Source organism: Haloarchaeobius baliensis, from assembly GCF_052060055.1.
In the GTDB taxonomy this organism is placed as follows: Archaea; Halobacteriota; Halobacteria; order Halobacteriales; family Natrialbaceae; genus Haloarchaeobius; species Haloarchaeobius baliensis.
The window spans coordinates 133,967-160,310 of record NZ_JBPPFR010000002.1 but is presented as its reverse complement, the minus strand read 5'-3'; the positions used below and the strand labels follow the sequence as shown (position 1 = coordinate 160,310).

The 26,344-nt window shown below is 69.5% G+C and carries 22 protein-coding genes; 17 read left to right on the top strand and 5 right to left on the bottom strand.

The window, feature by feature from the left end:
• The first annotated feature begins 39 nt into the window (after positions 1 to 39).
• The 10 genes from ACSG06_RS11685 to ACSG06_RS11640 all read left to right on the top strand — a co-directional run bounded on the left by ACSG06_RS11685 (position 40) and on the right by ACSG06_RS11640 (position 12,225).
• A complete protein-coding gene (locus ACSG06_RS11685) occupies positions 40 to 885 on the top strand; it encodes an alpha/beta fold hydrolase (RefSeq protein WP_440990460.1) in 846 nt (281 codons plus the stop codon).
• Positions 878 to 2,557: an AMP-binding protein gene (locus ACSG06_RS11680; RefSeq protein ID WP_440990459.1), complete on the top strand. Its 1,680-nt coding sequence runs from the start codon at positions 878 to 880 to the stop codon at positions 2,555 to 2,557. Before ACSG06_RS11685 ends, ACSG06_RS11680 begins: the two co-directional genes overlap by 8 nt.
• A gap of 335 nt (positions 2,558 to 2,892) precedes the next feature.
• Positions 2,893 to 4,887, top strand: a complete 1,995-nt coding sequence (locus ACSG06_RS11675; protein WP_440990458.1) for a PKD domain-containing protein — start codon at positions 2,893 to 2,895, stop codon at positions 4,885 to 4,887.
• 111 nt (positions 4,888 to 4,998) lie between these two features.
• On the top strand, positions 4,999 to 5,703 hold the full coding sequence (locus ACSG06_RS11670; RefSeq protein WP_440990457.1) for a helix-turn-helix domain-containing protein: 705 nt from the start codon (positions 4,999 to 5,001) through the stop codon (positions 5,701 to 5,703).
• Positions 5,704 to 5,789: 86 nt separating this feature from the next.
• Positions 5,790 to 7,193 (top strand): ABC transporter substrate-binding protein, encoded by a 1,404-nt coding sequence (locus tag ACSG06_RS11665; protein ID WP_440990456.1) that lies wholly within the window; start codon positions 5,790 to 5,792, stop codon positions 7,191 to 7,193.
• Between the two features lie 3 nt (positions 7,194 to 7,196).
• Entirely contained in the window at positions 7,197 to 8,033 is an 837-nt protein-coding gene (locus ACSG06_RS11660; RefSeq protein WP_440990455.1) for an ABC transporter ATP-binding protein, read from the top strand.
• Positions 8,030 to 8,728, top strand: a complete 699-nt coding sequence (locus ACSG06_RS11655) for an ABC transporter ATP-binding protein (RefSeq protein ID WP_440990454.1) — start codon at positions 8,030 to 8,032, stop codon at positions 8,726 to 8,728. Before ACSG06_RS11660 ends, ACSG06_RS11655 begins: the two co-directional genes overlap by 4 nt.
• A gap of 29 nt (positions 8,729 to 8,757) precedes the next feature.
• Positions 8,758 to 9,732, top strand: a complete 975-nt coding sequence (locus ACSG06_RS11650; protein WP_440991427.1) for a branched-chain amino acid ABC transporter permease — start codon at positions 8,758 to 8,760, stop codon at positions 9,730 to 9,732.
• Positions 9,733 to 9,988: 256 nt separating this feature from the next.
• Positions 9,989 to 11,167 carry a branched-chain amino acid ABC transporter permease gene (locus tag ACSG06_RS11645; RefSeq protein ID WP_440991426.1) on the top strand — a complete coding sequence of 393 codons (1,179 nt, stop codon included), beginning with the start codon at positions 9,989 to 9,991 and terminating at the stop codon, positions 11,165 to 11,167.
• Positions 11,164 to 12,225 carry a 3-oxoacyl-ACP synthase gene (locus ACSG06_RS11640; RefSeq protein ID WP_440990453.1) on the top strand — a complete coding sequence of 354 codons (1,062 nt, stop codon included), beginning with the start codon at positions 11,164 to 11,166 and terminating at the stop codon, positions 12,223 to 12,225. Before ACSG06_RS11645 ends, ACSG06_RS11640 begins: the two co-directional genes overlap by 4 nt.
• Positions 12,226 to 12,298: 73 nt before the next feature.
• On the opposite strand, the gene ACSG06_RS11635 is transcribed toward ACSG06_RS11640, so the two are convergent.
• Positions 12,299 to 12,490: a hypothetical protein gene (locus ACSG06_RS11635; protein ID WP_440990452.1), complete on the bottom strand. Its 192-nt coding sequence runs from the start codon at positions 12,488 to 12,490 to the stop codon at positions 12,299 to 12,301.
• A gap of 186 nt (positions 12,491 to 12,676) precedes the next feature.
• On the opposite strand from ACSG06_RS11635, the gene ACSG06_RS11630 reads away from it, so the two are divergent.
• The 4 genes from ACSG06_RS11630 to ACSG06_RS11615 all read left to right on the top strand — a co-directional run bounded on the left by ACSG06_RS11630 (position 12,677) and on the right by ACSG06_RS11615 (position 17,994).
• Positions 12,677 to 13,771, top strand: coding sequence for a TSUP family transporter (locus tag ACSG06_RS11630; RefSeq protein WP_440990451.1), 1,095 nt, complete (start codon positions 12,677 to 12,679; stop codon positions 13,769 to 13,771).
• Positions 13,772 to 13,828: 57 nt separating this feature from the next.
• Complete coding sequence (locus ACSG06_RS11625; RefSeq protein WP_440990450.1) at positions 13,829 to 14,263, top strand: universal stress protein; 435 nt, start codon at positions 13,829 to 13,831, stop codon at positions 14,261 to 14,263.
• A 74-nt stretch (positions 14,264 to 14,337) separates the two neighbouring features.
• Positions 14,338 to 15,960, top strand: a complete 1,623-nt coding sequence (locus ACSG06_RS11620) for a tryptophan--tRNA ligase (protein WP_440990449.1) — start codon at positions 14,338 to 14,340, stop codon at positions 15,958 to 15,960.
• 69 nt (positions 15,961 to 16,029) lie between these two features.
• Positions 16,030 to 17,994: a hypothetical protein gene (locus ACSG06_RS11615; protein WP_440990448.1), complete on the top strand. Its 1,965-nt coding sequence runs from the start codon at positions 16,030 to 16,032 to the stop codon at positions 17,992 to 17,994.
• An 18-nt stretch (positions 17,995 to 18,012) separates the two neighbouring features.
• Here ACSG06_RS11615 and ACSG06_RS11610 read toward each other — a convergent pair whose 3' ends face one another.
• Complete coding sequence (locus tag ACSG06_RS11610) at positions 18,013 to 18,660, bottom strand: class I SAM-dependent methyltransferase (protein ID WP_440990447.1); 648 nt, start codon at positions 18,658 to 18,660, stop codon at positions 18,013 to 18,015.
• A gap of 138 nt (positions 18,661 to 18,798) precedes the next feature.
• Between ACSG06_RS11610 and ACSG06_RS11605 the strand changes: the two genes are divergently transcribed.
• The gene (locus ACSG06_RS11605) at positions 18,799 to 19,554 is read left to right on the top strand and encodes a hypothetical protein (protein WP_440990446.1); all 756 of its coding nucleotides are present in this window, start codon (positions 18,799 to 18,801) and stop codon (positions 19,552 to 19,554) included.
• Between the two features lie 18 nt (positions 19,555 to 19,572).
• Here ACSG06_RS11605 and ACSG06_RS11600 read toward each other — a convergent pair whose 3' ends face one another.
• Positions 19,573 to 21,927, bottom strand: coding sequence for an ATP-dependent DNA helicase (locus tag ACSG06_RS11600; protein WP_440991425.1), 2,355 nt, complete (start codon positions 21,925 to 21,927; stop codon positions 19,573 to 19,575).
• A gap of 99 nt (positions 21,928 to 22,026) precedes the next feature.
• The gene (locus ACSG06_RS11595; RefSeq protein ID WP_440990445.1) at positions 22,027 to 22,194 is read right to left on the bottom strand and encodes a hypothetical protein; all 168 of its coding nucleotides are present in this window, start codon (positions 22,192 to 22,194) and stop codon (positions 22,027 to 22,029) included.
• Between the two features lie 524 nt (positions 22,195 to 22,718).
• On the opposite strand from ACSG06_RS11595, the gene ACSG06_RS11590 reads away from it, so the two are divergent.
• Both ACSG06_RS11590 and ACSG06_RS11585 read left to right on the top strand, forming a co-directional pair.
• Positions 22,719 to 24,968, top strand: coding sequence for a LamG-like jellyroll fold domain-containing protein (locus tag ACSG06_RS11590; protein WP_440990444.1), 2,250 nt, complete (start codon positions 22,719 to 22,721; stop codon positions 24,966 to 24,968).
• A 65-nt stretch (positions 24,969 to 25,033) separates the two neighbouring features.
• Positions 25,034 to 25,642 carry a DUF1684 domain-containing protein gene (locus ACSG06_RS11585; RefSeq protein ID WP_440990443.1) on the top strand — a complete coding sequence of 203 codons (609 nt, stop codon included), beginning with the start codon at positions 25,034 to 25,036 and terminating at the stop codon, positions 25,640 to 25,642.
• A gap of 21 nt (positions 25,643 to 25,663) precedes the next feature.
• On the opposite strand, the gene ACSG06_RS11580 is transcribed toward ACSG06_RS11585, so the two are convergent.
• Positions 25,664 to 26,344: a class I SAM-dependent methyltransferase gene (locus ACSG06_RS11580; RefSeq protein ID WP_440990442.1), complete on the bottom strand. Its 681-nt coding sequence runs from the start codon at positions 26,342 to 26,344 to the stop codon at positions 25,664 to 25,666.

Sequence of the window (26,344 nt, the reverse complement as noted above, 5' to 3'; positions counted from 1 at the left end):
AACGGGGTCTTTTCTATCCCGACAGGCGTTGTCACGGGTATGCCGACCGTGGACAACGACGGGGTGACCATCTCCTACGACGTGGACGGACCGCAGGATGCGACGGTGGTGGCCTTCTGTGAGGGGTTAGGCTACGCGCGCTGGATGTGGCGGTTCCAGCGCGAGCGACTGGCGGACTACCGGACCATCGCCTTCGACAATCGGGGGACTGGCGAGTCCGACGCCCCCAAAGACCCGGAGGCCTACAGCATCGACGCGTTCGCTAGCGACCTCGAAGCCGTGCTCGCCGCAGAAGAGATCGACGCGGCGCACGTCGTCGGCGCGAGCATGGGCGGGATGACCGCCCAGCAGTACGCCCGGGACTACGACCGGGCCATCTCGCTGACCCTGCTCTGTACCTCCCACGGGGGCGAGGACGCCGTGGAGACCCCGCCGGAGACACAGGAGTACATGTTCGACGTGCCCGAGGGCTACGACGAGCGCGAGGCCATCCGGTACAAGATGACGCCCGCGATGACCGAGGCGTTCGCCGACGAGAACGAGGCGCTGGTCGACCGGATCGTCGACTGGCGGCTGGAGTCGGACGCGCCGGAGGCAGCACGGAACGCACAGGCCGGTGCGGTCGCCGCCTTCGACAGCACGCCGTGGCTCGACCAGCTGACGCTGCCGACGCTGGTGCTCCACGGCACCGACGACCGCGTGCTCCCGGTCGAGAACGGCGAACGGCTGGCCGACGCGCTCCCGAACGCCGAACTCGAGCGCTACGAGGGGGGCTCGCACCTGTTCTTCATCGAGTCGGCGGACGCCGTGACGGCGAACATCCGGGGCCACGTGACGGTGCACGCCGGGGGCGCGCACGCGGGCGTGGAGGCGCACGATGGGTAGTTCCAGGGACGACAGTACAGGCGAGGGGTCCGACGGCCGGGACGTGACCGGTTCGCCGACCGGTCCGAGAGCCGGCGGCTGGGTCGGGGCGTGGTCCGAACGCCGGGCGTCGCTCTCGCCGGACCGCGTCGGTCTGCGAGACGCGACGACGGGCGAGGCGTACACCTACGCCGAACTCGACCGACGCGCGAACCGCGTGGCGCGCCTCCTGGGACAGCACGGCGTCGACGCCGAGGCTGCGGAGTCGATGTCGAACGTCGGCGGCGCCGGGCGGGCGACGCCGCGTGAGGGAGAACCGGGCGACGTGACCGTCGGCGGTCGGGTCGCCGTCGTCTCTCGGAACCGCCCCGAGCTCGTCGACCTGTTCTTCGCGACGGGCAAGACCGGCGGCGTGCTCGCGCCGCTGTCGCACCGGCTCGCCCCGCGCGAGCTGGGCGAGCTGCTCTCGGACGTGGCCCCGTCGCTGCTGGTCGTGGAGGAGCCCTTCGCGGACCTGCTGGAGGAGGCGATGGCCCACGACGCCTGCGACTACGACGGGCCGGTGCTCGGGGTGGGCGAGACGGAGTACGAGCCGTTCGAGGCGGCGGTGCCCGACGACGACGCTCCGGTCGACACGGTGACGGTCGACGAGGACCACGCCCACCTGTTCCTGCACACCGGGGGCTCGACGGGCACGCCGAAGGAGACGGTGCTGACCCACGGGAGCATCGCCTGGAACTCCGTCAACACCATCACGGCGTGGGGGCTGCGCCCGGAGGACGTGACGCCGATGGTGTTCCCGATGTTCCACACGGGCGGCTGGAACGTCATCACCGTCCCCCTGTTCCACCTCGGCGCGGAGGTCGTCATCGCCCGCGAGTTCGACGCGACCGAGGTGCTCTCCATCGTCGACGAGCGCGACGGGACCCTGCTCGTGGCGGTTCCAGCGGTCCTCCGGATGATGACCCAGGCCGACGCCTGGGACGACGCCGACCTCTCGACGCTCCGGTTCGTGAAATCGGGCGGTGGGCCCTGCCGCGCGTCGGTCATGCAGACCTGGTGGGACCGCGGCGTCGACCTCTCGCAGGGCTACGGCCTCACCGAATGCGGTCCGAACAACTTCACCATGCCGACGGACTGGCCCCACGAGAAGGCCGACAGCGTCGGCGTCCCCGCGATGCACGTCGACGTGCGCATCGTCGACGACGACGGGAGCCCCGTCGAACCGGGCACCGTCGGTGAGCTCGAACTCGCAAGCCCGCACGCCGCGGCGGGCTACTGGCGCGCCCCCGAGGAGACCGAGGCGACGTTCGGGCAGGGCTGGGTGTCGACCGGCGACCTCGCCCGGCGGGACGACGCGGGCTACGTCTACATCGAGGGGCGCAAGAAGAACATGTACGTCTCAGGTGGGGAGAACGTCTACCCCGCCGAGGTCGAGGACGTCGTCTCGGGCCACCCGAAGGTCGACGAGGTCGTCGTCGTCCCCGTCCCCGACGACCAGTGGGGGCAGGTCGGCAAGGCCGTCGTCGAGGGTGACGACTCCCTGACCCTGGCGGAGCTGACCGCGTTCCTCGACGGGAAGCTCGCCCGGTTCAAGCGCCCGCGCCACCTCGCGTTCGTCGACGAGATGCCTACCTCCGGCCCGTCGAAGATCGACCGCGAGACCATCACGCGGGAGTTCGGCGGGGAGTAGGCGGTGCCGGCGGCGCGAGTGCTCTTCTCTCCGTGGAACCGGGGTGCGCGGCCGCGGACATCGCGCACCGTCCCACCTCCTCACCGGAGAGAACGGGTCGGTGTCTCTGCCCGCGACACGGAGATCGGCGTCTGCCAGTGGTATGCTACACCACTCATAAATTTACTTTGCATACAATGGCGAAAGTTATTTTAATTCAAGCCCTAATCGGTAAGTAACTATACCGCGCGATCCGTGAGGCGACTCGCTGTCGGTGGTCTGGGGGCCACCGATGGCGCGGGGGGTGCGGTTGGGGGTCGATAATGACGATACGATACCGGAAGAGCGGGGGTAGCGTGGGGCAATCGAGACTGTGGCTCGTCTGTCTCGTCGTGCTGGCGGTGCTCGGTGCACCGCTGGCAGGCGCGGCGATTGGTGACGAGGCCACCAGCACCACCGGCCACGAGAGTGCCGGCGCAGATGGGCCGTCGGCACTGGCGAGTGCCGGCGCGGGCGGCACACCGACGCTTGTCGACGACGGCTCCCCCGTGGCGGGGATGACCGTCGGAGACGCCGAAGCCGGGCCGGACGGGACGGTGACCGTGAACATCACGACCGAGGGCGACGCCATCGCGGGCTACCAGGCGAACCTCTCCTGGGACCCGTCGGTGCTCCAGTTCGAGTCCGTCTCCGGCGTCGAGTTCGCCGACCCGGTGCGGAACGTGAACGACGAGGCGGGTTGGGCGTTCGTGACCCAGTCCCGCGCGAACGGGACGGCGTCGCCGACGGTGGCGGCGGTGACGTTCACCGTCGTCGGCAGTCTCGGGTCGACGTCGGCGCTGGCGTTCGAACCCGACGACAGCTCGGTCAACAACGAGTCCGCCCAGCTGACGACCGCCCTCGACAACGGCTCGGTGACCGTCGCGGACACCACCCCGCCGGTCGCCGACGCGGGCGAGGACCGCACGGTCGACGCGGGCACCGCGGTCGACTTCGACGCGAACGGCTCCACGGACGATGTCGGAATCGCCGCGTACGAGTGGTCGTTCGGCGACGGCACGAACGCGACCGGCGAGACGGTGGCCCACACCTTCGACGAACCCGGCACGTACGCGGTCACGCTCACCGCGACCGACGGGGCGGGCAACACCGACACCGACACCACGAACGTCACCGTCGAGGAGACCGATAGCGGCGGCGGCGGTGGCGGCGGTGGCGGCGGTGGCGGCGGTGGCGGTGGCGGCGGCGGCGGTGACGATGGCGACGACGGCAACGACGGCGACGACGGCAACGACGGCGACGACGGCAACGACGGCAACGACGACTCCGACGGCAACGACGGCAACGACGACTCCGACGGCAACGACGGCAACGACGACTCCGACGGCAACGACGGCAACGACGACTCCGACGGCAACGACGGCGACGACGGCGACGACGGCAGCGACGGCGACGACGGCGACGACGGCGGCGGCGCGGGCGACACGACGCCCCCCGTCGCAGATGCCGGTCCGGGCTACGTCGCGAACGTGAGCGAGCCGGTGGCGTTCGACGCCACGAACTCCAGCGACGACCGGGGCATCGCGAACGTCACCTGGCAGTTCGCGGACGGGGCGACGGCGAACGGCTCGACGCCGACGCACGCCTTCGAGGAGCCGGGCAGGTACAACGCGACCGTGACCGTCACCGACACGGCAGGCAACACCGACACCGATACGGCGAACGTGACGGTCCGGGCGGTCAACGTCGTCTCGACGAGCGGCTCGCTCGCCGACGGGCTGACCGTGCAGGTCGACCGGGCACGCGCCGGGTCGACGGTCACCGTGCCGCTCCCCGGGGGCGACCGGGCGGTGTCGATGTCGAACCTGACCCTCGCCGTCGAGCGGGCCGGGAGCTTCGCGCTGACGGTCCAGACCCACGAGGGGTCGGAGCTGAGCCTCTCCACGGGTCACCGGGCGCTGGGTGGACTCTCCGTCGATGGTGAGATGGACCACGTCGCGTCGGTCGACACCGAGCTCTCGGTCGAGGCAGGAGACGCGAACGGCAGCACCACGCTGCTCGAACGGAACGGGGACGGCTGGGACCGGGTGAACCAGTCCGTCCGGACCGGCGCGGACAACCGGACCACGGCCGAGGTAGCGATGGCCGAGGCGGGGACCGTCGCGGTCGCCGTCGAGCCGTCGCCTGCACCGGCCACGACGGCTGTCGACCCGGCACAGCCCCGGGAGCCCGGTACGCAGACGCCCGCCGGGTCGGACGCCGGTCCTCGGCCCTCGCTCGTTGGTATCATCGGCGCGGCGGCCCTGTTGCTGGGCTGCTTCGCGGTCGCGGCCCGTCTCGTGCGGGAGTGACGACAGCGCGTGAGTCGGCGGTTTTGTCCTGTTTCGGGCCGATCTGGGGCCACGGGACGGAAACGCTTATGAACTGACGTGCCGATGTGTGAACACTAGGCACGAACGAGTATGATAGATCTCTCGATGGACATGCAGCAGTACGACTGCCCGTTCATCGACACCACCGCGGACCACGACGTGGCGTTCGCGGCGGCGCACTGGGAGTTCCACCCGGTCGCGGAGGAGCTCGAATGTCGCATGGTCGTCGAAGGAGCGGACAGGGGGGCACTCGACAACGGCCTGCACGCACTGCAGGAGCACGACCACATGCACGACATCGACCTGCTGGCCAAGCGGGACGACGTGGCGCACCTGAAGACCGTGATGGGCCAGACGGACGCCATGGAGACGATCCGCCGCAACGACGGCTACATCACCGGCCCGTTCTACATCGAGGACGGCAGCGAGATGTGGCACGTCGGCTTCGACGACGAGGGGCGAGCCGACGGCACGCTCTCCGAGCTGGAGAAGGCGAACGAGTTCGACGTGGTCGAGCGCGAGACCGTCACGCTGCCGTCGATGAACGACATCGTCCAGAACGCGGGTGCCGCGATGACGCTCATCGGTGGCTGCCGCGACCTCTCCGACGTGGAGCGCAACACCCTGGAGACCGCGGCGAACGAGGGCTACTTCGAGAGCCCGCGGGAGACGACGCTGGGCGACCTCGCCGACGAGTTCGGCGTCTCGAAACCGGCCGTCTCGAAGAACCTGCGGCGCGGCCAGCAGAAGATGGTCGAGCGAGTCGTCGACGCGCTGTCGGACCTGGACGACTGACGGTTTAACATGTTAACCTCGTAATTCTTGCCGCTCTTGAGTCGATAGTGTCGAGTATGTCGCGCGTGAGCATCTCACGAAGACGAATGATGGCTACGTTGGGCGCACTCAGTTCCGGCGCACTGGCCGGATGCACGAGTGGTGGAGACGGCAACGGCACGGACACGCAAACGAACACAGCCACGGACGGGGGAACCACCGGTGGTGGACAGCAGACCACGACACAGGCCGACGTGTCGGCCTCGGGCACGGTCAAGGTCGGCATCATGCAGCCGATGTCGGGCGACCTCCAGTACTACGGGATGCAGTCCATCTGGGGCTTCCTCTCGGGGCTGGCCTACCGGACCGACTCGGACCCGCTGACCGACGTCCAGACCGGGACCCGGACCATCGAGGACGGCGACGTGAGCTGGGAGCTCATCTTCAAGGACACGCAGTTCTCGGCGGACGTCGCACAGACCGCCGCGACGGACCTCGTCCAGCAGGACGACGTCGACGTGCTGTTCGGCTGTTCCTCGTCGGGGTCGGCACAACGGGTCGCACAGACCGTCGTGAACACCTCCGGGGTCGACATCCCGTTCATCGCGGGGCCGGCGGCGTCGGCCGACATCACGGCGAACAGCGAGACCTGCTCCGCGCAGGTGTTCCGCGCCAACGAGAACACGGCGATGGACGCCCGCTCCGGCGGCACCTACGCCGCACAGGAGACCGACATCCAGCGCGTGTTCCTCATGGGTGCGGACTACTCGTTCGGCCGCGCCGTCGTGAACAACTACCGGACGGTGCTCGAGGCGAACGGTATCGAGATCGTCGGGGAGCGGTTCGTCCCGCAGGGCTACTCCGAGTTCGAGGGGCTGTTCGAGCAGGCCGTCAGCGCGAACGCCGACGCGGTCGTCGGCGGGTTCACGGTCGCGACGCTGCCGAACTTCATGACGACGGCGGCGAACTACGACCTGCGCATCTTCGGTGGCTTCGCCACGGAGATCACGAACGCGGTCGTCGGCCAGGTGCTGACGAACCTGCTCGGCGAGCCGCTGACCGCACAGAAGATCCGCGACGCCGAGATCGGGCCGTTCACGACGCGGTACCACTGGAACCAGTACGACAACGAGATCAACAGCTCGTTCGTCGACATGTACACGAGCGCCTACGGGAAGGTGCCGGACCTGTTCACCTCGGGGACGTTCACCGCAGCCTCCTCGGTCCACCAGGCCGTGCAGGCCTCGGGTTCGACCGAGGGCATCGACATCGCGGGCGCGATGCGCGGGATGACGGTCGCGGACACCCCGAAGGGGTCGGACGCGTACACCTACCAGGAGTACAACAACCAGGCGCGCTCCGAGATGACCGTCGCCTACCCCGTCCCGACCACGGACGAGTTCGCGGACAGCTGGGGTGCCGGCATCATGCCGGGCGAGCCCGTCGCCCGCGTCAGCAAGGACCAGACGACCATCCCGGCCGACGACCCCGGGATGGGCTGCGACCTGTAGGCGATGGCGGACCAGGTGTTACGCACCGACGGGCTGACGAAGCACTTCGGCGGCATCACCGCCGTCGACGGTGTCTCGTTCGGCCTCGACAGCGACGAGTGCTGCGCGCTCATCGGCCCGAACGGGGCGGGGAAGACGACGTTCTTCAACCTGCTCACCGGCGAACTCGAGCCCAGCGAGGGCAGCGTCGAGTTCCGAGACGACGGCGGGTGGCACGACCTCACCGGGCTCGCGCCGCACGAGACGGCGAGCGCCGGGCTCCACCGGTCGTACCAGATAACCAACCTGTTCCCGACGACGACCGTGCGTGAGAACGTCCGCGTCGCGGCACAGGCCCACGGGGACGCGACGACGCGCTTCTGGCGCAACGTCGACGCCTTCCCCGAGTACGTCGACGAGGCGGAGGCCATCCTCGAACGGGTGGGTCTCGCCGGGAAGGCCGACGACGTCGCCCAGAACCTCAGCCACGGCGAGAAGCGCCAGCTCGAGCTCGGCGTCGCGCTCGCGGGCGACCCCGACGTGTTGTTGCTCGACGAGCCCGCGGCGGGCGTCTCCTCGGAGAGCGTCGACGAGGTCGTCGAGCTCATCCGGAACGTCGCGGCCGACCACGCCGTCCTGCTCGTCGAACACAACATGGACGTCGTGATGGACCTCGCCGACCGCATCGCGGTGCTGCATCAGGGCGAGCTCATCGCCGACGGCCCGCCGACCGAGGTCCGGGACGACGACGCCGTCCAGGAGGCGTACCTCGGCGGCTACGACCCCGACGCACCGACCGCCGGCGACGACGGCGGTGAGGGCGCCGGGACCGCAGGCGAGGACGGGGGTGGCGTCGCGTGAGCCACCTGCTCGAACTCGAGGACGTGCACACGTACTACGGCGAGAGCCACATCCTCGAAGGGGTGTCGCTGCACGTCGACCCCGGCGAGACCGTCGCGCTCGTCGGCCGCAACGGCGTCGGCAAGACGACGACGCTGCGGACCGCACTGCAGCTGACCCCGCCGCGCGACGGGACGGTCAGCTACGACGGCGAGGACGTGACCGGCCGACAGACCCACGAGGTCGCCAAGGCCGGCATGGGCTGGATCCCCGAGGACCGCCGCATGTTCTCCCAGCTCACCGTCGAGGAGAACATCCAGGTCGCCGTGAAAGACGGCGAGGGCGTCGACGCGCATCTCGACCGCGCGTTCGAGGCGTTCCCCGACCTCCGCGAGTTCCGTGACCGGAAGGCGGGCAACCTCTCGGGCGGCCAGCAGCAGATGGTCGCCATCGCCCGCGGCCTCGTCGGCGAGAACGACCTGCTGCTCGTCGACGAACCCAGCGAGGGGCTCGCGCCGCAGATCGTCGAGGACGTGGCGAACGCGCTCCGTGCGGTCTCGGAGGAGGCATCGCTGCTGCTCGTCGAGCAGAACTTCCCGCTCGCGATGGACCTGGCGGACCGGTTCTACCTGATGGACCACGGCGAGGTGGTCCACTCGGACACGACCGAGGGCGTCAGCGCCGACGACGAGGAGATACGGAGGTACCTGACGTGATTCCGCTCGTCTCGCTCGTCGACGCGGTCATGCACTTCCTCGACCCGTCGGTGCTCGCGCGGGTGCTGTTCGACGGCCTCGCGAAGGCCTCGATCTACGTGATGATCGCGGCCGGCCTGACGCTCATCTTCGGCCTGATGGGCGTGCTGAACTTCGCCCACGGCTCGCTGACCGCCATCGGGGCGTACCTCGGCGGGCTCGTCATGGTGACGTTCGCGGCGAGCGCCGGCGGCAACGTCGGGCGCATCGCCCTGTTCTTCGTCGCCATCGGCGTCGTCTTCGCGCTGCTGACCGCGTTCGGCGGCGCGCTGGAGGTGTCGCTCATCCGGCCGCTGTACGACCGGCCGCCGCTGTACCAGATACTGCTGACGTTCGGCATCACGCTGGTCCTCGAGGAGCTGTTGCGCATGGTGCTGCTGTTCTACGACATCCAGCCGTCGACCGACTGGCTGGCGGCACAGGGCACCCGTCCGGAGATCATCTCGAAGACCCACGACGTGTTCGGTCTGGGCGTCGAGGGCCTGGAGGTGTTCCAGATACTGCTCGGCATCGCCATCACCGCCGGCGTCTGGATCTTCCTCACGCAGACCCGCTACGGGCTCTACATCCGTGCGGGCAGCGAGGACGGCGAGATGGCCCAGGCCCTCGGCGTGAACGTCCATCAGGCGTTCACCGTCGTCTTCGGCGTCGGCGTCGGCATCACCGGCGTCGCCGGGGCGCTGCTGATGTGGGACAGCGCGTGGGCGGCGAGCATCAACCTCGGTGCGGAGGTCCTGTTACCTGCGTTCGTCGTCGTCATCGTCGGCGGCCTCGGCACGTTCCGGGGCACCGTCGTCGCCGGCGTGCTGGTCGGCTTCGTGGACGCGTTCACGACGGAGCTGTTCACCAGCGACATCGTCGGCTTCTCCGCGCTGCCGGAGCTGTTCATCTTCCTCATCCTGGTGGGCACGCTCGTGCTGCGGCCGCAGGGCCTGTTCGGCGTCGAGGAGGTGGGCGGCCATTAGCGACCCCACCGACGCGCCCGACGAGGGTGCGACCGACGCAGACGGGTCGGAGAGCCAGGTGGCGGCCGGCGACGGCGCCACCGACGGCGGCACCGCGACCGCGGACTCCACCGACGTGGCGAGCGAGACCGCCACCGACGAGCACTACCTCGGCGAGTACCTCCGCGAGCACGTCGCCCACGCGTTCGTCGTCGCCTTCTTCGCGCTCTACCCGTTCGTCTACACGTTCCTCACCGGCTCGCTCGTCGCCGCGGAGATGGCGATGTTCCTGCCGCGCGTGCAGACGATGATAACCGTGTTCTACTTCGGCCTGTTCGCGATGAGCTTCGACTTCATCAGCGGCTACACGGGGTACCTCTCGTTCGGCCACTCGGCGTTCTACGGCCTCGGCGCGTACTTCGTCATCCTCGTCGCGAACGGGAAGGTGCCGCTGCTGGGGAGCGGGACGCCGTTCATGGTGCTGTTGCTCCTCGCCGGCGTCCTCGCGGTCGTCATGGCGCTGCTCATGGGGAGCGTCGCGTTCCGGCTCACCGGCGTCTACTTCGCGATGATCACGCTCGGGTTCGCACAGATCCTCTACGTGTTCTTCTCGAACTGGGACTACCTCGGGTCGAACCCGCGGGACGGCATCGCCGTCCTCGGCAGGCAGGACGGCTTCGCCATCGGCGTGCCGTACGTCGACTCGCTGAACATGACCATCGGCCAGCTCCAGGGCGACACGTTCACCTGGGGGATGGACTTCGTGCAGCTGACCGGCATCGGCGCGCTCTCGCCCATCAGTCACACCATCAGCCTCGGCCCCGGCGAGGTGTCGTACTACATGGTCGGGCTGGTCGTGCTCGTCTGCTACTTCGCGATGCAGCGCATCATCCACTCGCCGTTCGGACGGGCGATGATCGCCATCCGCGAGAACGAGGAGCGCGCCCGCGCCGTGGGCTACGACACCTTCCGCGTGAAGATGGGTGCGTTCGCCATCTCTGGCTTCTTCGGTGCCATCGCTGGCGGCCTGTTCACGGGCTACCGGACCTCCGTCGCACCGGAGAACTCCTTCTACTTCCTCACCGCCGGGGACGCGCTGCTGGCGTCCATCATCGGCGGCTTCGGCACCGTCGCCGGACCGCTGTTCGGCCGGCTGTTCCACGAGGGACTCCACGAGTTCCTCACGAAGGAGGGCGGCGGCCTGCTGCCGTACCTCCGCAACCACCTCGGCGAGGGGACGCTGAACACCGTCATCATCGACGGCTTCACCGTCGCCGAGGGCATCGAGGTGTTCCTCAACGGCCGGGCCGGGCTCTACATCGGCCTGCTGTTCGTCCTGTTCGTGCTGTACGTGCCCAACGGGCTGCTCGGGACGCTCCGGGGCTACCTCGGCGGGACCGTCGCCGGACAGGTCGCCGCGGCCGTGAAGGGCCGCGTCAGGGGGTGGAAGCTGTGAGCGGGCCCGGGCCCGACCGCGGCGGGCCCGACCCCGACGGCGGCTGCGTCGCGCTCACCGGCTACGGGACGTACGTCCCGGACGAGACCGTTTCGGGTGCAGAGATCGCCGCCGAGAGCGGCATCCCCGAGGACGTCGTCGTCGAGAAGATGGGCCTGCGCGAGAAGCACGTCTGTCCGCCCGACGGCGACCACGCCACCGACATGGCCGTCGAGGCGGGGCGCGAGGCGCTCGCCGACGCGGGGCTCGACGCCGCGGACCTCGACCTCGTGCTGTACCACGGCAGCGAGTACAAGGACCACGTCGTCTGGTCCGCCGCGGCCGCCATCGCCGAGGAGCTCGGCGCCGAGAACGCCTTCGCGAACGAGTCGTACGCGCTGTGCGCCGGCGCACCCCTCGCGATCCGGCAGACGAAGGCGCAGCTGCTCGCGGACCACGTGGACCGGGCGCTGCTCGTCACCGCCAGCCGCGAGGAGGACCTCGTCGACTACGGCAACGAGCGCTCGTCGTTCATGTTCAACTTCGGCTCCGGCGCGAGCGCGATGGTGTTCGAATCGAACCCAGACGCAGACCGCGTCCGCGCGACGGTCGGCGAGAGCGCGGCCGTCACCGACGGCTCGTTCGCCGACGACGTGGTGATGCCCGCCGGCGGCTCGAAGCGCCCGTCGAGCCACGACACCGTCGATTCGGGGCTGCACACGCTCGACGTGCCCGACCAGGAGGGCATGAAGGAACGCCTCGCCGAGGTGAGCCTGCCGAACTTCCGCGAGGTCGCCGAGACGGCGATGGACCGGTCCGGCGTCGACTCGGTCGACTTCCTCGCCGTGACGCACATGAAGCGGTCGTTCCACGAGTACCTCTGCGACGACCTCGGCTGCGACCCCGCATCGGACGCCTACTACCTCGACGACTACGGCCACGTCCAGTCCGCCGACCAGATATTGGCGCTGGACGAGGGGCTCCAGCGGGGGCGGCTCGAACCCGGCGACGACGTGCTCTTCCTCGCCGCCGGCACCGGCTACACCTGGGCCGCGACCTGTCTCAGCTGGCGGGGGTAGCGGCCACGACGGCGGCGGTCGCCGTCACGGCCGACGCTACTCGGGTCGAGAACTGCAGGAAGCGAGTCGACGGCTACTCCCGACGACCGGTTCGCGCCTCGACGCGCATCTCCACGTAGCGACCCGACCACGTCCGGAGGTGGCGTCGAATCGGTTCGAGCAGTCGCGAGAGCGGTCCGTCCGTCGGGGCAGGGTCGACTGCATCACCACTGTCGTCTACTGGCGTCCGCTCGCTCGGGTCGGGTTGCCCCTCTGGAAAACTCATACGTTACTCAATAGCACGACCCGTACAATAAATATTAGGAATTCTAGTATGTAACGGTGGTGGTGCCGTAACTTTTGGTCTCAGTCGCTCTCGCCCACGTCCTTCGAATTTCGCATTCCATCCAGTGGAATCGGCCGAGACGAAAATGCACTTATACCCCACTTCCTTACGTGGCCGGTACCCTCAATGACCGAACCGCCGTCGTCGTCCGCAGGAAGCATCCAGAAGACCTTCCTCAAGTACCAGCACGTGTTCGTGTTCCTCGCGCCGGTGCTGTTCGTCGTCGGTGTGTACCTCTTCGCGCCGACCGGCGGTGCCGGAACCGGTTACTGGCTCGAGTACTGGTGGATATTCTTCTTCTTCCTCACCGGTGCGACCATCGTCAACACGGTGGGTATCAGCGGCTCCGCGCTGTTCGTCCCGTTCCTCATCTTCATCTACCCGCTCATCACCGGCGAGGGACTCACACCCGAGACGCTGGTGAAGATCGGGCTCATCAGCGAGTCCTTCGGCCTGTCGAGCTCCTCGCTCGCGTTCATCCAGTACGGGCTGGTCGACCGCCGGCTCGCCACGTCGCTCGTCCTCGGCGCGGTACCGTTCGTCGTCGGCGGCGCGCTGCTCTCGTTCGTCATCCCCGAGCCGCTGTTCCACGCGCTGCTCGGTATCGCACTGCTCGCAGCCTCCTACCTCCTGTTCCGGGCCGACCTCGGCCACGAGGAACCGAGCGGCAGCACCGACGAGGCTGGGCAGGTGTCCGCCGACGGCGGCGCGGAGCTCCCGAACGACGACGACAAGCTCGGTCCGGCCGGCGTCGCCGTCGACGACGAGGGCACCGTCACGCGGGTCGACCGCGACGGCAACGACTACGAGTACTCCCGCGGCGGCTACGTCGAGCGGTTCGCGAACTACAGCATCGGCGGCATGTTCCAGGGCCTCGCCGGCTTCGGCATCGGCGAGCTCGGCATCATCTCGATGCTGCGGACGAAGGTGCCCGTCCGCGTCGCCATCGGCACCAACCACATCGTCGTCGCGACGACGGCCGTGCTCGCCTCCCTGGTCCACGTCTTCGGCGGCGGGCTCGTCCCCGGCGGCCACACGATGGACCTCGCGACCACCCGCTGGGACATCGTCGTCTGGACCGTGCCGGCGACGACGCTGGGCGGCCAGATCGCACCCTACGTCTCGGCGGCGCTGGACACGGGCACCATCAAGAAGGGCGTCGGCGTGCTCTTCGGGATCATCGCGGTCGCGCTGTTCATCATGGCGACCGGCGGGTTCTGAGCCACGACCGGCCCTCGCAATCCCGGGATTCAAGACGCTCCCGACGCGCCATCCGATATGTACGACGATATCCTGCTGCCGACCGACGGAAGCGACGGCATCGACGCCGCGGCCGAGCACGCTGCCACGCTCGCCGACCGGTTCGACGCGACCGTGCACGTCCTCTCGGTCGTCGACACGCGAAACCGCTTCGAGAGCCCGACGAGCGGTCTCTCGCCGGAGGCGTGGACGCAGGCCGAGCGCGAGCGCGCCGACACGGCCATCGACGGCACCCTGGCAGTGCTGCCCGACGACCTGCCCGTGGAGACACATCGACGCGAGGGCGTTCCCCGCAGGGAGATCCTCGGGTTCGTCGAGAACGAGCCCGTCGACATGATCGTGATGGGCACCCACGGGCGGACGGGGCTGGACCACTACTTCATCGGGAGCGTCGCCGAGCAGGTGGTCCGGAAGTCACCGGTGCCGGTCGTGACGGTTCGGCTCTCGGAGTAGCACAGCGCGAGACCCCGACGACGGCCCACAAGCGAACCTTTTTGCGCGCGCCACCGTCACCTACCGATATCAGAATGACGCGCGATACGGACGCACCCTCGACCGACGACGTGTTGCCGGACGGCGGCGACACCGTCGCGGAGGGGGCCGACGACGTGGCGCTGGACCCGTGGGGTTCCTCGACCGTCGCGGACTACCGGAAGCTGTTCGAGGAGTTCGGCATCGAGGAGTTCGACGAGCTGCTGCCCGAGATCCCGAAGCCGCACTACCTGATGCGGCGCGGGGTCATCTTCGGGCACCGCGACTACCGGCCCGTGGCGGCGGCGATGCGCAACGACGAGCCGTTCGCCGTGCTGTCGGGGTTCATGCCGACGGGGGACCCGCACATCGGCCACAAGCTGGTGTTCGACGAGATTATCTGGCACCAACAGCGCGGCGGCGACGCCTACGGCCTCATCGCCGACCTGGAGGCGCACTCCGCCCGCGGGCTGACCTGGGACGAGATCGACGAGCACTCGCGCGACTACCTGCTGAGCCTGCTCGCGCTCGGCTTCGACCCCGAGGAGGGCGAGCTCTACCGCCAGTCCGACAACCGCGAGCTGCAGGACCTCGCGTTCGAACTCGGCATCGAGGCGAACTACTCCGAGCTGCAGGCCATCTACGGCTTCGACGGCGAGACGGACGTGAGCCACATGCAGAGCGTCGTCACCCAGATGGCGGACATCCTCTACCCGCAGCTCGACGAGCCCAAGCCCACCGTCATCCCGGTCGGACCGGACCAGGACCCGCACATCCGGCTCGCACGCGACCTGGCGACCCGGATGCGCTTCTTCAAGGTGACCGAGGCGTACGCGAGCTTCGAGGCCGACGACGCCGAGCGCGAACTGCTCCGAGAGGCGTGGGACGCGCTCTCCGAACTCGCCGCCGACCGCGACGGCGACACGACCGTCCGCTGTGTCCACGCCGCGCAGTACCTCGCTCACGGCGAGAGCGCGGTCGACTTCGAGGCCGACCGCCCCAGCGTCGATGTGCCCGAGATCGAGGAGTCGGCCCGCGCCAGCGTCGTGAAGAAGCTCCAGTCCGCGGGCATGGAGCCGTTCCGGCCCCGCACGCGCTTCTTCGACCGGCAGGCGACCGACGAGGCGTTCGAGGCCCTCATCGACGCCGTCGAGGGCGAGAAGCGCGTCTACGAGGGCCACGTCGACTCGTTCGACCTCGCGCCCGAAGCGGCCGAGGAGCTGGCCCGGCAGGTCGAGGTCGACCACGGCGGCTACGGCTTCATCCCGCCGTCCTCGATCTACCACCGGTTCATGACCGGCCTGACGGGCGGGAAGATGTCCTCGTCGGTGCCGGCGAGCCACATCAGCCTGCTCGACGACCCCGAGGTGGGCTACGACAAGGTGAAGTCCGCGACGACCGGGGGGCGCGAGACCGCCGAGGAGCAACGCGAGCTCGGCGGCGAGGCCGACGACTGCCCCGTCTACGAGCTGTACGCCTACCTGCTCGCGAACGACGACGACGGCCTCGCGACCGAGGTGTACGAGGAGTGCGTCGGCGGCGAGCGGCTCTGTGGCGGCTGCAAGGAACAGGCCGCCGAGCTGATGCGGGAGTTCCTCGCGGACCACCAGGAGAAACGGGAAGAGGCGAGGGAGCTGCTGGCGGAGCTGGACATCGACCTCGACAGCGACCGCGCCTGACCAGGGCGAGCTATTTTCTTCAATAGCTAGCAAGAAATATTTAACCGCGTGCTCGGCCAACTCGGGACGATGACCTCCCGGTCCCGACGCGAGGACGAGCACGACGCGGTCGTCTGTGCCGACGTGCTCGGCTCGTTCGGCGTCTCGGTCGCCGACGTGCGCGCCCAGACGGACGTCCCGGACGCGTCGCTCGAGACCGCGCTCGCGAGCGCGCTCGAGGCGGCCGGCCACCCGACGGAGTTCCTGCGGGACGTCGTCGCGACCGCCGGGCGCGGCATCGACGCGCCCGCCCGCTACTGGAGCCACGCGCCGGCCACCCACCTCGCCGACGTCTTCGACGCCATCGACTGGTCGTTCTCGATGCGGGACGCCCACGGCAGCCCGGTCTCGGCCGACGGCGAGTCGCCCGGCCCGTACACCCTCTCGGTGACCGACGCGAACGGCATCACCCGCGAGGCACCGTTCGAGTACCCGGACACCCCGCTCGGCGACTACAACCTGCCCGCGCTCGTCGACGCGGTGAACGTCCGGCTGCTGTACGGGCTCGGCTGCGAGTTCGTCCAGCTCTCCGACGGCACCGACCGCTGGCGCTTCGCGCTCGTCGAGACCGACGAACGCGCGCGGCTCGACGAGTCCTACGGCCCCCGTGTGGAGGTGTTCGACCGGCCGTTGCTCGCGAAGTACCAGCCCGGCGCGTACGTCCCCGACGACGGCGACGACGTGCCGCTGCCGGACTGGGTCACCGAGACAGACGGCCCTTCGCTGGCCGAGCGCGCCCCCGACCGGGCGACGGGCGTCGCCGACCTCGAGGACCCGGTGGAGCCGGACCCCGACGCCGTGCTGGATGCCGAGGGCGGGTTCGTGGCGGACGACTCCGGGACGACGGACGACACGGCAGCGCTCATCGACTTCGTCGGTGACGATACGTCGGGAGCCGAACCCGGTGCCTCTGTCGACGTGGTCGAGGACGCCGACCCCGACTGGCTCGGCGCGGACGATGCGGGTGGCAACCATCCGGATGACGCGAGCGAGACGCACGACGACGGCCCGGGCGGGACGTCCGACGGCGCAGGCGAGGCCGACGATGACGACCGTCCGGACACCGACGACGACACGACGCCGTTCTGGGACGACGAGGACTGGGTGCTCGACCCGGGCGCGGACGACGACGCGGACGACCTCGGCGAGGACGAGTCCGGGGACGTCACGGACGACGACAGCCGACCGGACAGCGACGGTACGCCGGCGGACGGCAGTCGGACGGCCGACGAGCGCATGGCCGGCGACCCGGTGGCCGACGATGGCGTGACCGACGACCCGGTGGCCGACGATGGCGTGACCGACGACCCAGTGGCCGACGACGGCGTGACCGACGACCCGGTGGCCGACGACGGCTGGAGCGACGGGCTCCTGCCGGACATCGACGCCGGCGACGCCGACGACGAGCCGTCCGACAGCGACGACGGACCACGCACGGAGACCACGGCCGACACGGTGGCAGCGGGGAGCCGGGCTGCCGAAACGACGGGCGACGGCGGCGGTTCCGGGGGTTCGGGCACCGGCGGCTTCGAACTCCGCGGCGGCGGTCCAGCCGTCTCGCGGGCGGCCGACGACGCGCTCGGCGAGGTGTTCGACGAACTGGAGGAGGAGGCGGCGACCGAGTCCGTCGGCGACCCGGCCGACGAGGGCGCTGCAGACGACGGCTTCGACGTGGCCGAACTCGCCGGTGCCGACACGAGCCGCACCGAGGCCCGCATCACCGACGACGACTTTGGCGTCGACGTCGACTCCAGCGAGGACGACCGGCTCGCGGCCTACGGCGCCGCCATCCACGTCGGCGGTGGCATCTCCGTGAAGGGGCTGCTGGACGACGAGGAGTTCGTGCCGGAGTTCCCGGCGGCCGACCGCAACGAGGTCCGTATCGAGTTCGAGGAGACGTTCGACCCGGCGACGCCATCGCCCGCGAAGCGCCGGGAGACCGACGAGGGCTTCGTCTGGGTCAACGAGAACAAGCTCGCCGAGAACCGGCTCTGAGAACGGTCCCTGGGGCCCTCACGCTGGCTTCGTGACGTAGACCGCGGGACTCGACCGGCGGGCGTAGTCCGCGTCGCTCGCGCCGACGGCCGACCAGTAGCTCCGCGGCGTGCGGCCGAGCAGTTCCCGGATGCGCTCGTACGACAGCAGGTTCTCGCCGCGGCCGACCAGCTCGAACGCCTCGCGCCGCTGGTCGTCGGTGTCCTCGTTCACCCACGCCCGCGTGTGGCGGTTCGGGTAGTTGCAGACGAGCGTGCCGCCGGGCGCGACCAGCTCGTACAGTTCGGCGACGGCGCGCTCGGCGTCCGCGACGAAGTACAGCGTCGCCATGCAGTAGACGAGGTCGAACCGCCGGTCGACGCCGAGGTCGGGGAGTCCCGCGACCGAGAAGTGGAGGTTGTCGAGGTCCGCCTCGGCCGCGCGCTCTCGGTTCGCCGCCACGACCGACGGTGCCACGTCGTAGCAGTGGAAATCCGTCTCCGGGTACTCGGGCACGAGCTCGAACGGCACGAGCGCGGGACCACAGCCCACGTCCGCGACCGATCCGGGGACGCCGACGCGCTCGAAGAAGGTCTCCAGGTGGTCGGGCATCGCCTCGCCCCCGAGGTAGGCACCGCGGTCCCAGTCCGTGGCCGCGTAGAAGTCCCGCTCCCAGTCGAACGACATACCCGCGAGTGGCCGCCCTCGGCGGAAGTGCGTTCCGGTCATCCGGCCGGCGACCGTGCCACACGTTGACTGGCCAACAGGTTTCTGTTCGTATTCTGTTGGGAAAGAATTAACTGGAGCTGCTCCAGTATGAGATGTATGACCGTGGGCAGGTCCGATGGGCAGTCGACCGGCATCGGCGTCGTCAGTGCCGGACTCTCCGCCGTCTACGATGCGCTCGGGGTGGGGCGCGAAGACGGCGACGAGGAGGGGTCGGAGCCGTCCGACGACGACGCGACCTACATCGACGAGACCATCACCGACACCGACGACGAACAGACCGACGACGACCCGTTCGAGGACCTCGAACCGGACGCACTGTCGCTCCCGGCCGAGACTGACGCGAACCCGGACGAGGAGCCCGTCGCGGACGACGGCGCCGACATCGCCTGGGACGACGTCACCGACGACGAGGAGCTGGCGTGGTCCGAGGCCGATGACGACGACTGGAGCTTCGACGACGACGGCGCGGCGGAGACGTTCAGCTTCGGCGGCGAGAGCGAACCGGAGACGGTCCGCGTCGACAACGACTCCTTCGGGCTCGACGACGTGCGCTGTGACGACCCCGACGAGCACTACGAGACCGCCCACGACGAGTTCAAGGCCGTCGCCGAGGAGCTGGAGTTCTCCGGCACCGTCGACGACCTCGAGCTCGACGCGCTGACGCTCGGCGACTCCACGGAGATCCAAGAACTGGACGACGACATGGAGACCGTCGACCTCGACGATCTCACCCGCGAGGAGCCCGAGGAGCCCCCGACCGACGACCCCGACTGGGACCCCGGCTTCGACGGCGACGGTCCCGACATGGCCGGGTTCAACTTCGGCGTCGAGGAGTCCGACGGCTGGAGCTGAGTTCTTCGTCCGCCCCGGTTACCCCTGTTTCGACCAGAACCGGTCCAGCCCCAGGTCCAGCATGTCGGGGCTGACCGGCTGGAACTCCTCGCGCTCGGTCTCGGGGAAGAACTCGCGGACCGAATCCCAGGAGTCCCGGGCGTAGCGCGCGTCCACGAACACCCGGACGCCGACCTCCTCCGGGCCGCGGATGACCCGCCCGATGGCCTGTCTTGCCTTCCTGACCGCCGGCACCGTGAGGGCGTACTCGAAGCCGTCACCGAAGGTGTCGTCGTAGGCGCGCTTCAGGGCCCGCGTCCGTGGCGAGGCGGTGTTGATGAGCGGGACCCCGCAGACGACGGCGGCGGAGAGTCGGTCGCCGCGGTAGTCCACGCCCTCGGTGAGGGTACCTCGCAGACTCGTCACGAGCACCTTCCCGTCGCCGGAGAAGAACTCGTCCTTCAGCGACTCGGTGGTGCTGTCGGCGCTGGACTCGTCCAGCAGGACGGGCTTGTCGAGGCGCTCGTCGCAGACGCCCGCGATCCACTCCGCCTCACGGTAGTTCGGCATCCCGACGAGCACGTTGCCCGGCCGGCTCGCGACCGCACAGACCGCGTCCGCGTGCATCCGTCGCGTCTGGTTCTCCTCGCCAGGGTCGCCCCGGTTCTCGTAGGTGAACTTCGGCGCGTCGACCGCGAACGACTCGCGGTTCTCCTCGGGAAAGTGCAGCCCGTAGGTCCGTGTCTCGACGGGCCGTCCCTCGTTCTGGAGGTGTTTCAGACCCGTGACCTCCGCGAAGGCGTCGAGCGGTTCGAGCGTCGCGCTCATCAGCACGCCGCCGCCGAACTCGCCGAGGTGCTCGCCGATGACGCCCGAGGGCACGCAGTTCTGGATGGCCAGCCGGGCGTTGTACGCGCGTCGCCAGGAGTCCGCTGGCTCGGTGTCGTCCCAGGTGCGCTCGAGCTCGACCTCGCGGAAGTACTCGGTGTGCCCGCGGTGGTACCACGAGGCGAGCGTGCGTGCCATCCCCTCCACGGCTCTGGACTTCTCCTCGTCCTCGGCGTCGTTGAGCACTCTGGCGACCGCGGCCGCGACGCTCGGGAGGTTCGTCCAGTCCTTCGGACCGTAGCCCGCCCGTTCGGCCCACTCGGTGAGGTCGTCGGGCTGTGGCGTGTCGGGGTCCCGCAGCGGTATCTCGTCGTCGTGCAGCTCGGTGAGGTCCGCGCGCCAGGAGCGGTGCTCCCGGTCGAGGTGCGCGGTGACGCGGCGGTCCAGCTCCTCACGGATGTCGGTGACGAACGAGCGCGCGGCCTTCAGGTCCGAGAGGCCGACCTCGGCGTCGGAGAGCTCCGCGCGGACCAGCTCCGCGTCGGCGGTGGTGTGCCGGCTCGCCTCCCCACCGCCCTCGTCGAACTCCACGGGCTGGATGACCCGCGTCAGCTCGGCCTCGGCGTCGCGCAGCGTCGCGTCGGCCACGCGGTCGCTGACGAGGTCCCGGACGCGGGGTTCGAGCATGTGCGCCTCGTCGCAGACGACGAACGTGCTGTCGTCGAGCAGCGCGCCGGTGAACGAGCTCGTCGTCCGGGGGTCGAACGCGTGGTAGTAGTTGCCGACGACGACCTCGGCGTGACCGAGCAGCACGCCCATCAGCGAGTGCGGGCAGGAGCCGAACTCCATCCCCTTCGCGACGAGGTCGTCGGGACGCAACAGCCCGGTCTCGGTCAGGTCGAACGGGACCGCCTCGGCCGGGTCGCCGTCGTCGGGCAGGTCGGCGAGGAATCTGGCGTAGAACGGGCAGAACTCCACGTCCGCGCCGCCGGTGTCGTACTCGGGCATCGTCGGCGGGTAGGGCGACATCTCGCCCGCGCTCTCGAGGTAGGAGGCCGATGCGCCGCCCGGCCCCGAGCCCGCGAGGTCGATCTGCTGGCTGCGGGCCTCCGCGGCGAGTGCTTCGGCCGTCGTCGCACCGCCCTCACCGGCGAGGTCGCGGGTCCGTTCCCGCAGCGAGTCACACCGGTCGTAGACGTTCTCGTCGTCGATGCCGCCCGCGTTCTCGCGGTTGTACGGGCAGACGTCGGATTTGCCTACGAGGGTCAGCGCCGAGACGGGGTCCCAGTCGGCCGGCAGGTTCCCGTTGATCGTCTCGAGGTCCTGTTCGAACTGGCGGAGCTGTTGCTTGACGCTCGTGAGTACGAGGACGCGCTCGTAGCTGCTGTCGGGGTCCCTGACGAGGTGGATGCCCGCCGTCAGTGCGAGCATCGTCTTGCCAGTCCCGCAGGCCCCCTCGACGACCGTGAACCCGCCGTCGCGGGCGGTGTCGATGGCCGTCTCGATGCCGTCGACCTGCTCGTCGTACGGCGCCGCGTGTCCGAACACGTCCCGCCAGTCGTCCATCTGGATTGCGCTCATCGTCCCCCGTGCATAGACTTGTCGGAGGCTGGGTCGGCATCGGTTAAGAAGGGTGAGATTGGGGGTGGGTTCGGTGGTATCGTTTCACTCCCAGTCCGGGTCGAGGCGGTCGACGACGTAGCCGAGGAACGCACCGAGCCCGACCACGAGCGAGGACTGGGGCCACCACCCGAGCCCGGTGTGGGAACCGAGCAGCTGCCCGACGAGAACCGCCGGGACGACCGCCACGACGGTCCGGAGGAAGTCAGACATGATGCTTCGATGGACCGCGCCGCGGTTCCGCTCCCTCTGTTCCCTGCATGTCTCTATCGGGATGTGGGCCCTCACCTGATACAGGTTTTGATATATCGGCTGCCTGGTGGTGGAGCGGGGTTGCTGGTCCCACCGATGTCCGACGTTTCACCACCGGCGCACGGCCTGGCGAACGTGCCGAGTGCCAGCGAGGCCGTTCGCCGACGCTCGTGCGAGGGATGAGCACCGCAGCGGAGCGAGGAGCGCAAGAGGCTGGGGAGGCGTGAGGGCGGTTGCGGTGCTGTCGGGCGGGACTGAAAGGGGCGGCCGTCTCGACGAGCCCCGGCGAAGCAAGGACCGCAGGCACGAGGACCGCAGCGAGCCGCGGGAGTCGAGACGGCCGGGGCTTTCTGGCTGTTGCCGACACCAGCGAGTCCCACGAAACACGGAGAAGAAGCCCACGAACCGCAACAATCAGACCGAACAAAGATTTTCAGTAATCGGCCCGCACGCTCTTCTACCCCGATTCCGTACACGTCAACAGAATGAGGGGGGTCGTCGACCGAGGGAGCGACACGAACAGAGCAGCGACCAGCCCGATCGCGATCCTGCTCATCGTGGCGCTGACGCTGGTGGTCGCCGGTGCGGGCTTCGTCTTCCTCGGTGACGTGGTGGACATCGGCGAGACGACGCCACAGGCACGGATGACGGCGGACTACGACGCCGACAGGGGGCTCGTCCGCATCCAGCACGACGGCGGGGACACACTGACCCGGGCGAACACGGAGTCGCTGACGGTCCGCGTGCGTGACGCGAGCGACGGCAGCACCGAGGAGTTCGAGTGGCTCTCGGGGACGACGAGTCGCATCTCGGCGGGCGACGGGTTCGTGCTCGACGACGCGGGCGGGCTGCCCGTCGGCGACGCGGCGTTCTCGGGCCGGTTCGAGCCGGGCGACCGGGTACAGGTCGTCTGGCAGACCGACGAGCAGTCGACGATCCTGGCGGCGTACACCGTCGACCAGGCGGCCAGACCGTACCTCGGGTGGACCCTGGAGCCCCGCCGCGGGCTGCTCGCGCACTTCCCGCTGGACGAACGCGACCTGGTGGCCGAGGACAGCGTCGGGAACGGCGACGGGGAGCTGATGGGTGCGACGCCGGGGGCGAGCGGGCAGGTCGGAACGGCGTACAGCTTCGACGACGCGAACGACGAGTACGTCGCGCTGGGGCGCAGCTTCGACACGGACGGGGCGCTCCCGCAGGTGAGCGCCTGCGCCTGGTTCAACACCGACGAGTCCGGCACCGGGAACTTCGACAACTGGGCGCTGCTGGACTTCGACCGGTCGGAGTACTTCAACCTCTACGTCCGGGGCGACGACGGCCGGGTCGGCTTCTCCACGTCGGCGGAGCCGGGCACCGGGTCGCTCCACGACCAGTACTCGACCGGGAGCTACAACGACGGGAGCTGGCACCTCGCGTGCGGGGTGTACGACCGCAGCAGCAACGAGAAGCGCCTCTACGTCGACGGAACCCTCGAATCCACCGTCTCGGACCCCCACGACGGGAAGGCACTCGGGAGCGGCGCGACCCGGTACGGCTTCATCGGCGACGGCAGCGAGGCCACCAGCTTCGACGGGAGCCGGAACGGCTTCCACTACGACGGCCGCATCGACGACGTTCGGCTGTACGACGAGGCGCTCTCGGCGGGGGAGGTACAGGACCTCTACGACGCCGGCACCGGTGGGAGCGCGACCGCGCCGACGAGCGGGCTGGTCAACCACTGGCGACTCGACGAGCGCGACACCGGTGACGGCGACACCGTGCTCGGCGAGCGCGCGGACGGGAGCACCGTCGTCGCCGAGAACAACGGCGCGTTCGGCAACGCCAGCGGCGTCGACGGCACCGCGTTCGAGTTCCGCGACGGCGGCTACGTCGCCATCGACGACAGCTTCGACACCGCCGGCGAACTCCCCCAGATGACGGCCTGCTCGTGGTTCCGGACGAGCGAGAGCGGCGGCGGCGAGTTCGACAACTGGGCGCTCCTGGACTACGACCGCTCCGAGTACTTCAACCTCTACGTCCGGGGCGACACCGGCGGCGTCGGCTTCTCCACGTCGAGCCAGGGCAACTCGATGGCCGACCTGTCGACCACCGGCACGGACTTCGCCGACGGCAGCTGGCACTTCGCCTGCGGCGTGTACGACGGCTCGGAGAAGCGCATCTACGTCGACGGGTCGCTGGAGGCGAGCGCGAACCAGCACGGTGGGGCCCCGCTCGGCACCGGCACCCCCCGGTTCGGCTTCATCGGCGACGGCAGCGAGGCCGGCAGCTTCGACGGCGACCGCAACGACGAGTACTACGACGGCCGGGTCGACGAGGTCCGGCTGTACGACCGCGCGCTCGACCAGGCGGAGATCGAGGCGCTGTACACAGCCGACGGCGGCGGCTCGGGCAACCGCACCGTGACGACGGAGGCCCGGAGCTACCCGGCGACGTTCGACGCGGACGAACTCGTGCTCACGAACGTCGACGCGACGGTTCCCTCGGGGACGAGCATCACGGTCACCGTCGAGTCCGACCCCGACGGCGACGGCACGTTCGAGGAGTCCAGCGCACCGATAGCCCTGTCCGGTGCGACGGGCAGCGTCGACGTGACCGGGCTCGGCACCGACAGCGACACGTTCCGCCTGCGCATCGAGCTCGGAACCACCACGGGTACCCTCCCGACGTTCGGCGGCGCCGAGCTGACGACGGGCAACGCGACGGCGACCGCGGCCGCCCTCCCCGGGGTGGCCTGAGTCCAGCAGTCGGGACTGGATACCGGAGCGCAACAGCTACCCATCTCCACACGAAATCGAGGGGTATGACCGACAGCGAAGCCGATGCCGACGCCGGAACAGTCGCCGACTTCGACGTCGATACCTGGCGGGCGGAGCTCGAGGCGAAGCGCGCCGAGAAGGACGAGTTCTTCGCGAACCACCCGCACTCCCCGGTGCCGGAGCCCGACCGGGACGAGTTCGACGGGCTGGACTACTTCGAGCCGGACCCCGACTACCGCGTGACGGCGACGCTGCACCTCGTCGACGGTGACGACGACGAGATCGCCCGGATGGAGACGACGACCGGCGGCGAACAGCGCTACCGGAAGGTCGGCGAGCTGACGTTCGAGCTGCACGGCGGGACGCACGCGCTGGCGGCGTACCGGCCGACGGGCGAGGACCGCGAGACGCTGTTCGTCCCGTTCCGCGACAAGACGACGGGGCAGCAGACCTACGCTGCGGGCCGGTACATGGACCTCGAGGCCGAGCAGGAGCTGGCGGACGGGGAGTCGGTCGTCGTCGACTTCAACCTCGCGTACACGCCGTTCTGTGGCTTCAGCGACGCCTACGCCTGCCCGCTGCCGCCGGAGGAGAACTGGCTGGAGACCGTCGTCGAGGCCGGCGAGCAGAAGCCCGAGCTGGACGAGCACTGAGGACGAACGGGCGCGGCCGCGCTACGGCGCGACGCCGACGGTCAGCAGCGTCCCGTACGTGCGGTAGCGCTCGACCATGTCTTCGCGGGTCTCCCAGTCGTCGGTCGGGAACGCGTCCGCGTCGGGGATGTCGATGTCGTCGTCGGGGATGTTGTCCTGGGCGCCGACGTGGAGTCCCGCATCGCGGAACGCCTGCCGGTACTCCGACGCGCTCCAGCGGGTCATCTCGATCTCGATGAACTCCTGCCACTCGTGGGAGTGGACGTTCTCCTCGTAGTAGTTCACCGCGCAGAATAGCGTCCCGCCCGGACGGAGGATGCGGGCGATCTCCTCGAGGGTGTGTTCCGGATCTGCGGCGTAGTAGAACGCCTCCATCGACCAGACGTGGTCCACCGAGTCGGTCGCGAACGGGAGCGAATCGAAGTCGCCGACGAGGTAGTCGACCGCGTCGTCGTCGGTGTACGACCGTGCGTTGGCGACCATCTCCGGCGAGCCGTCCAGCCCCCAGACCCGGCCCGCATCCTTCGTGTCCCGCAACGCACGACCCGCGTAGCCGGAGCCACAGCCCAGGTCGACGACCGTGTCCCCGGCCTCGACGGGGATCCGCGCCAGCGCGTGCTTCGCGGTGTGCCAGTGGCGTTCCTCCATGCCGCGGTCCCGGCCGTCCTCGGCCCAGGCGTCGAACTCTGCTCTGACGCTCAT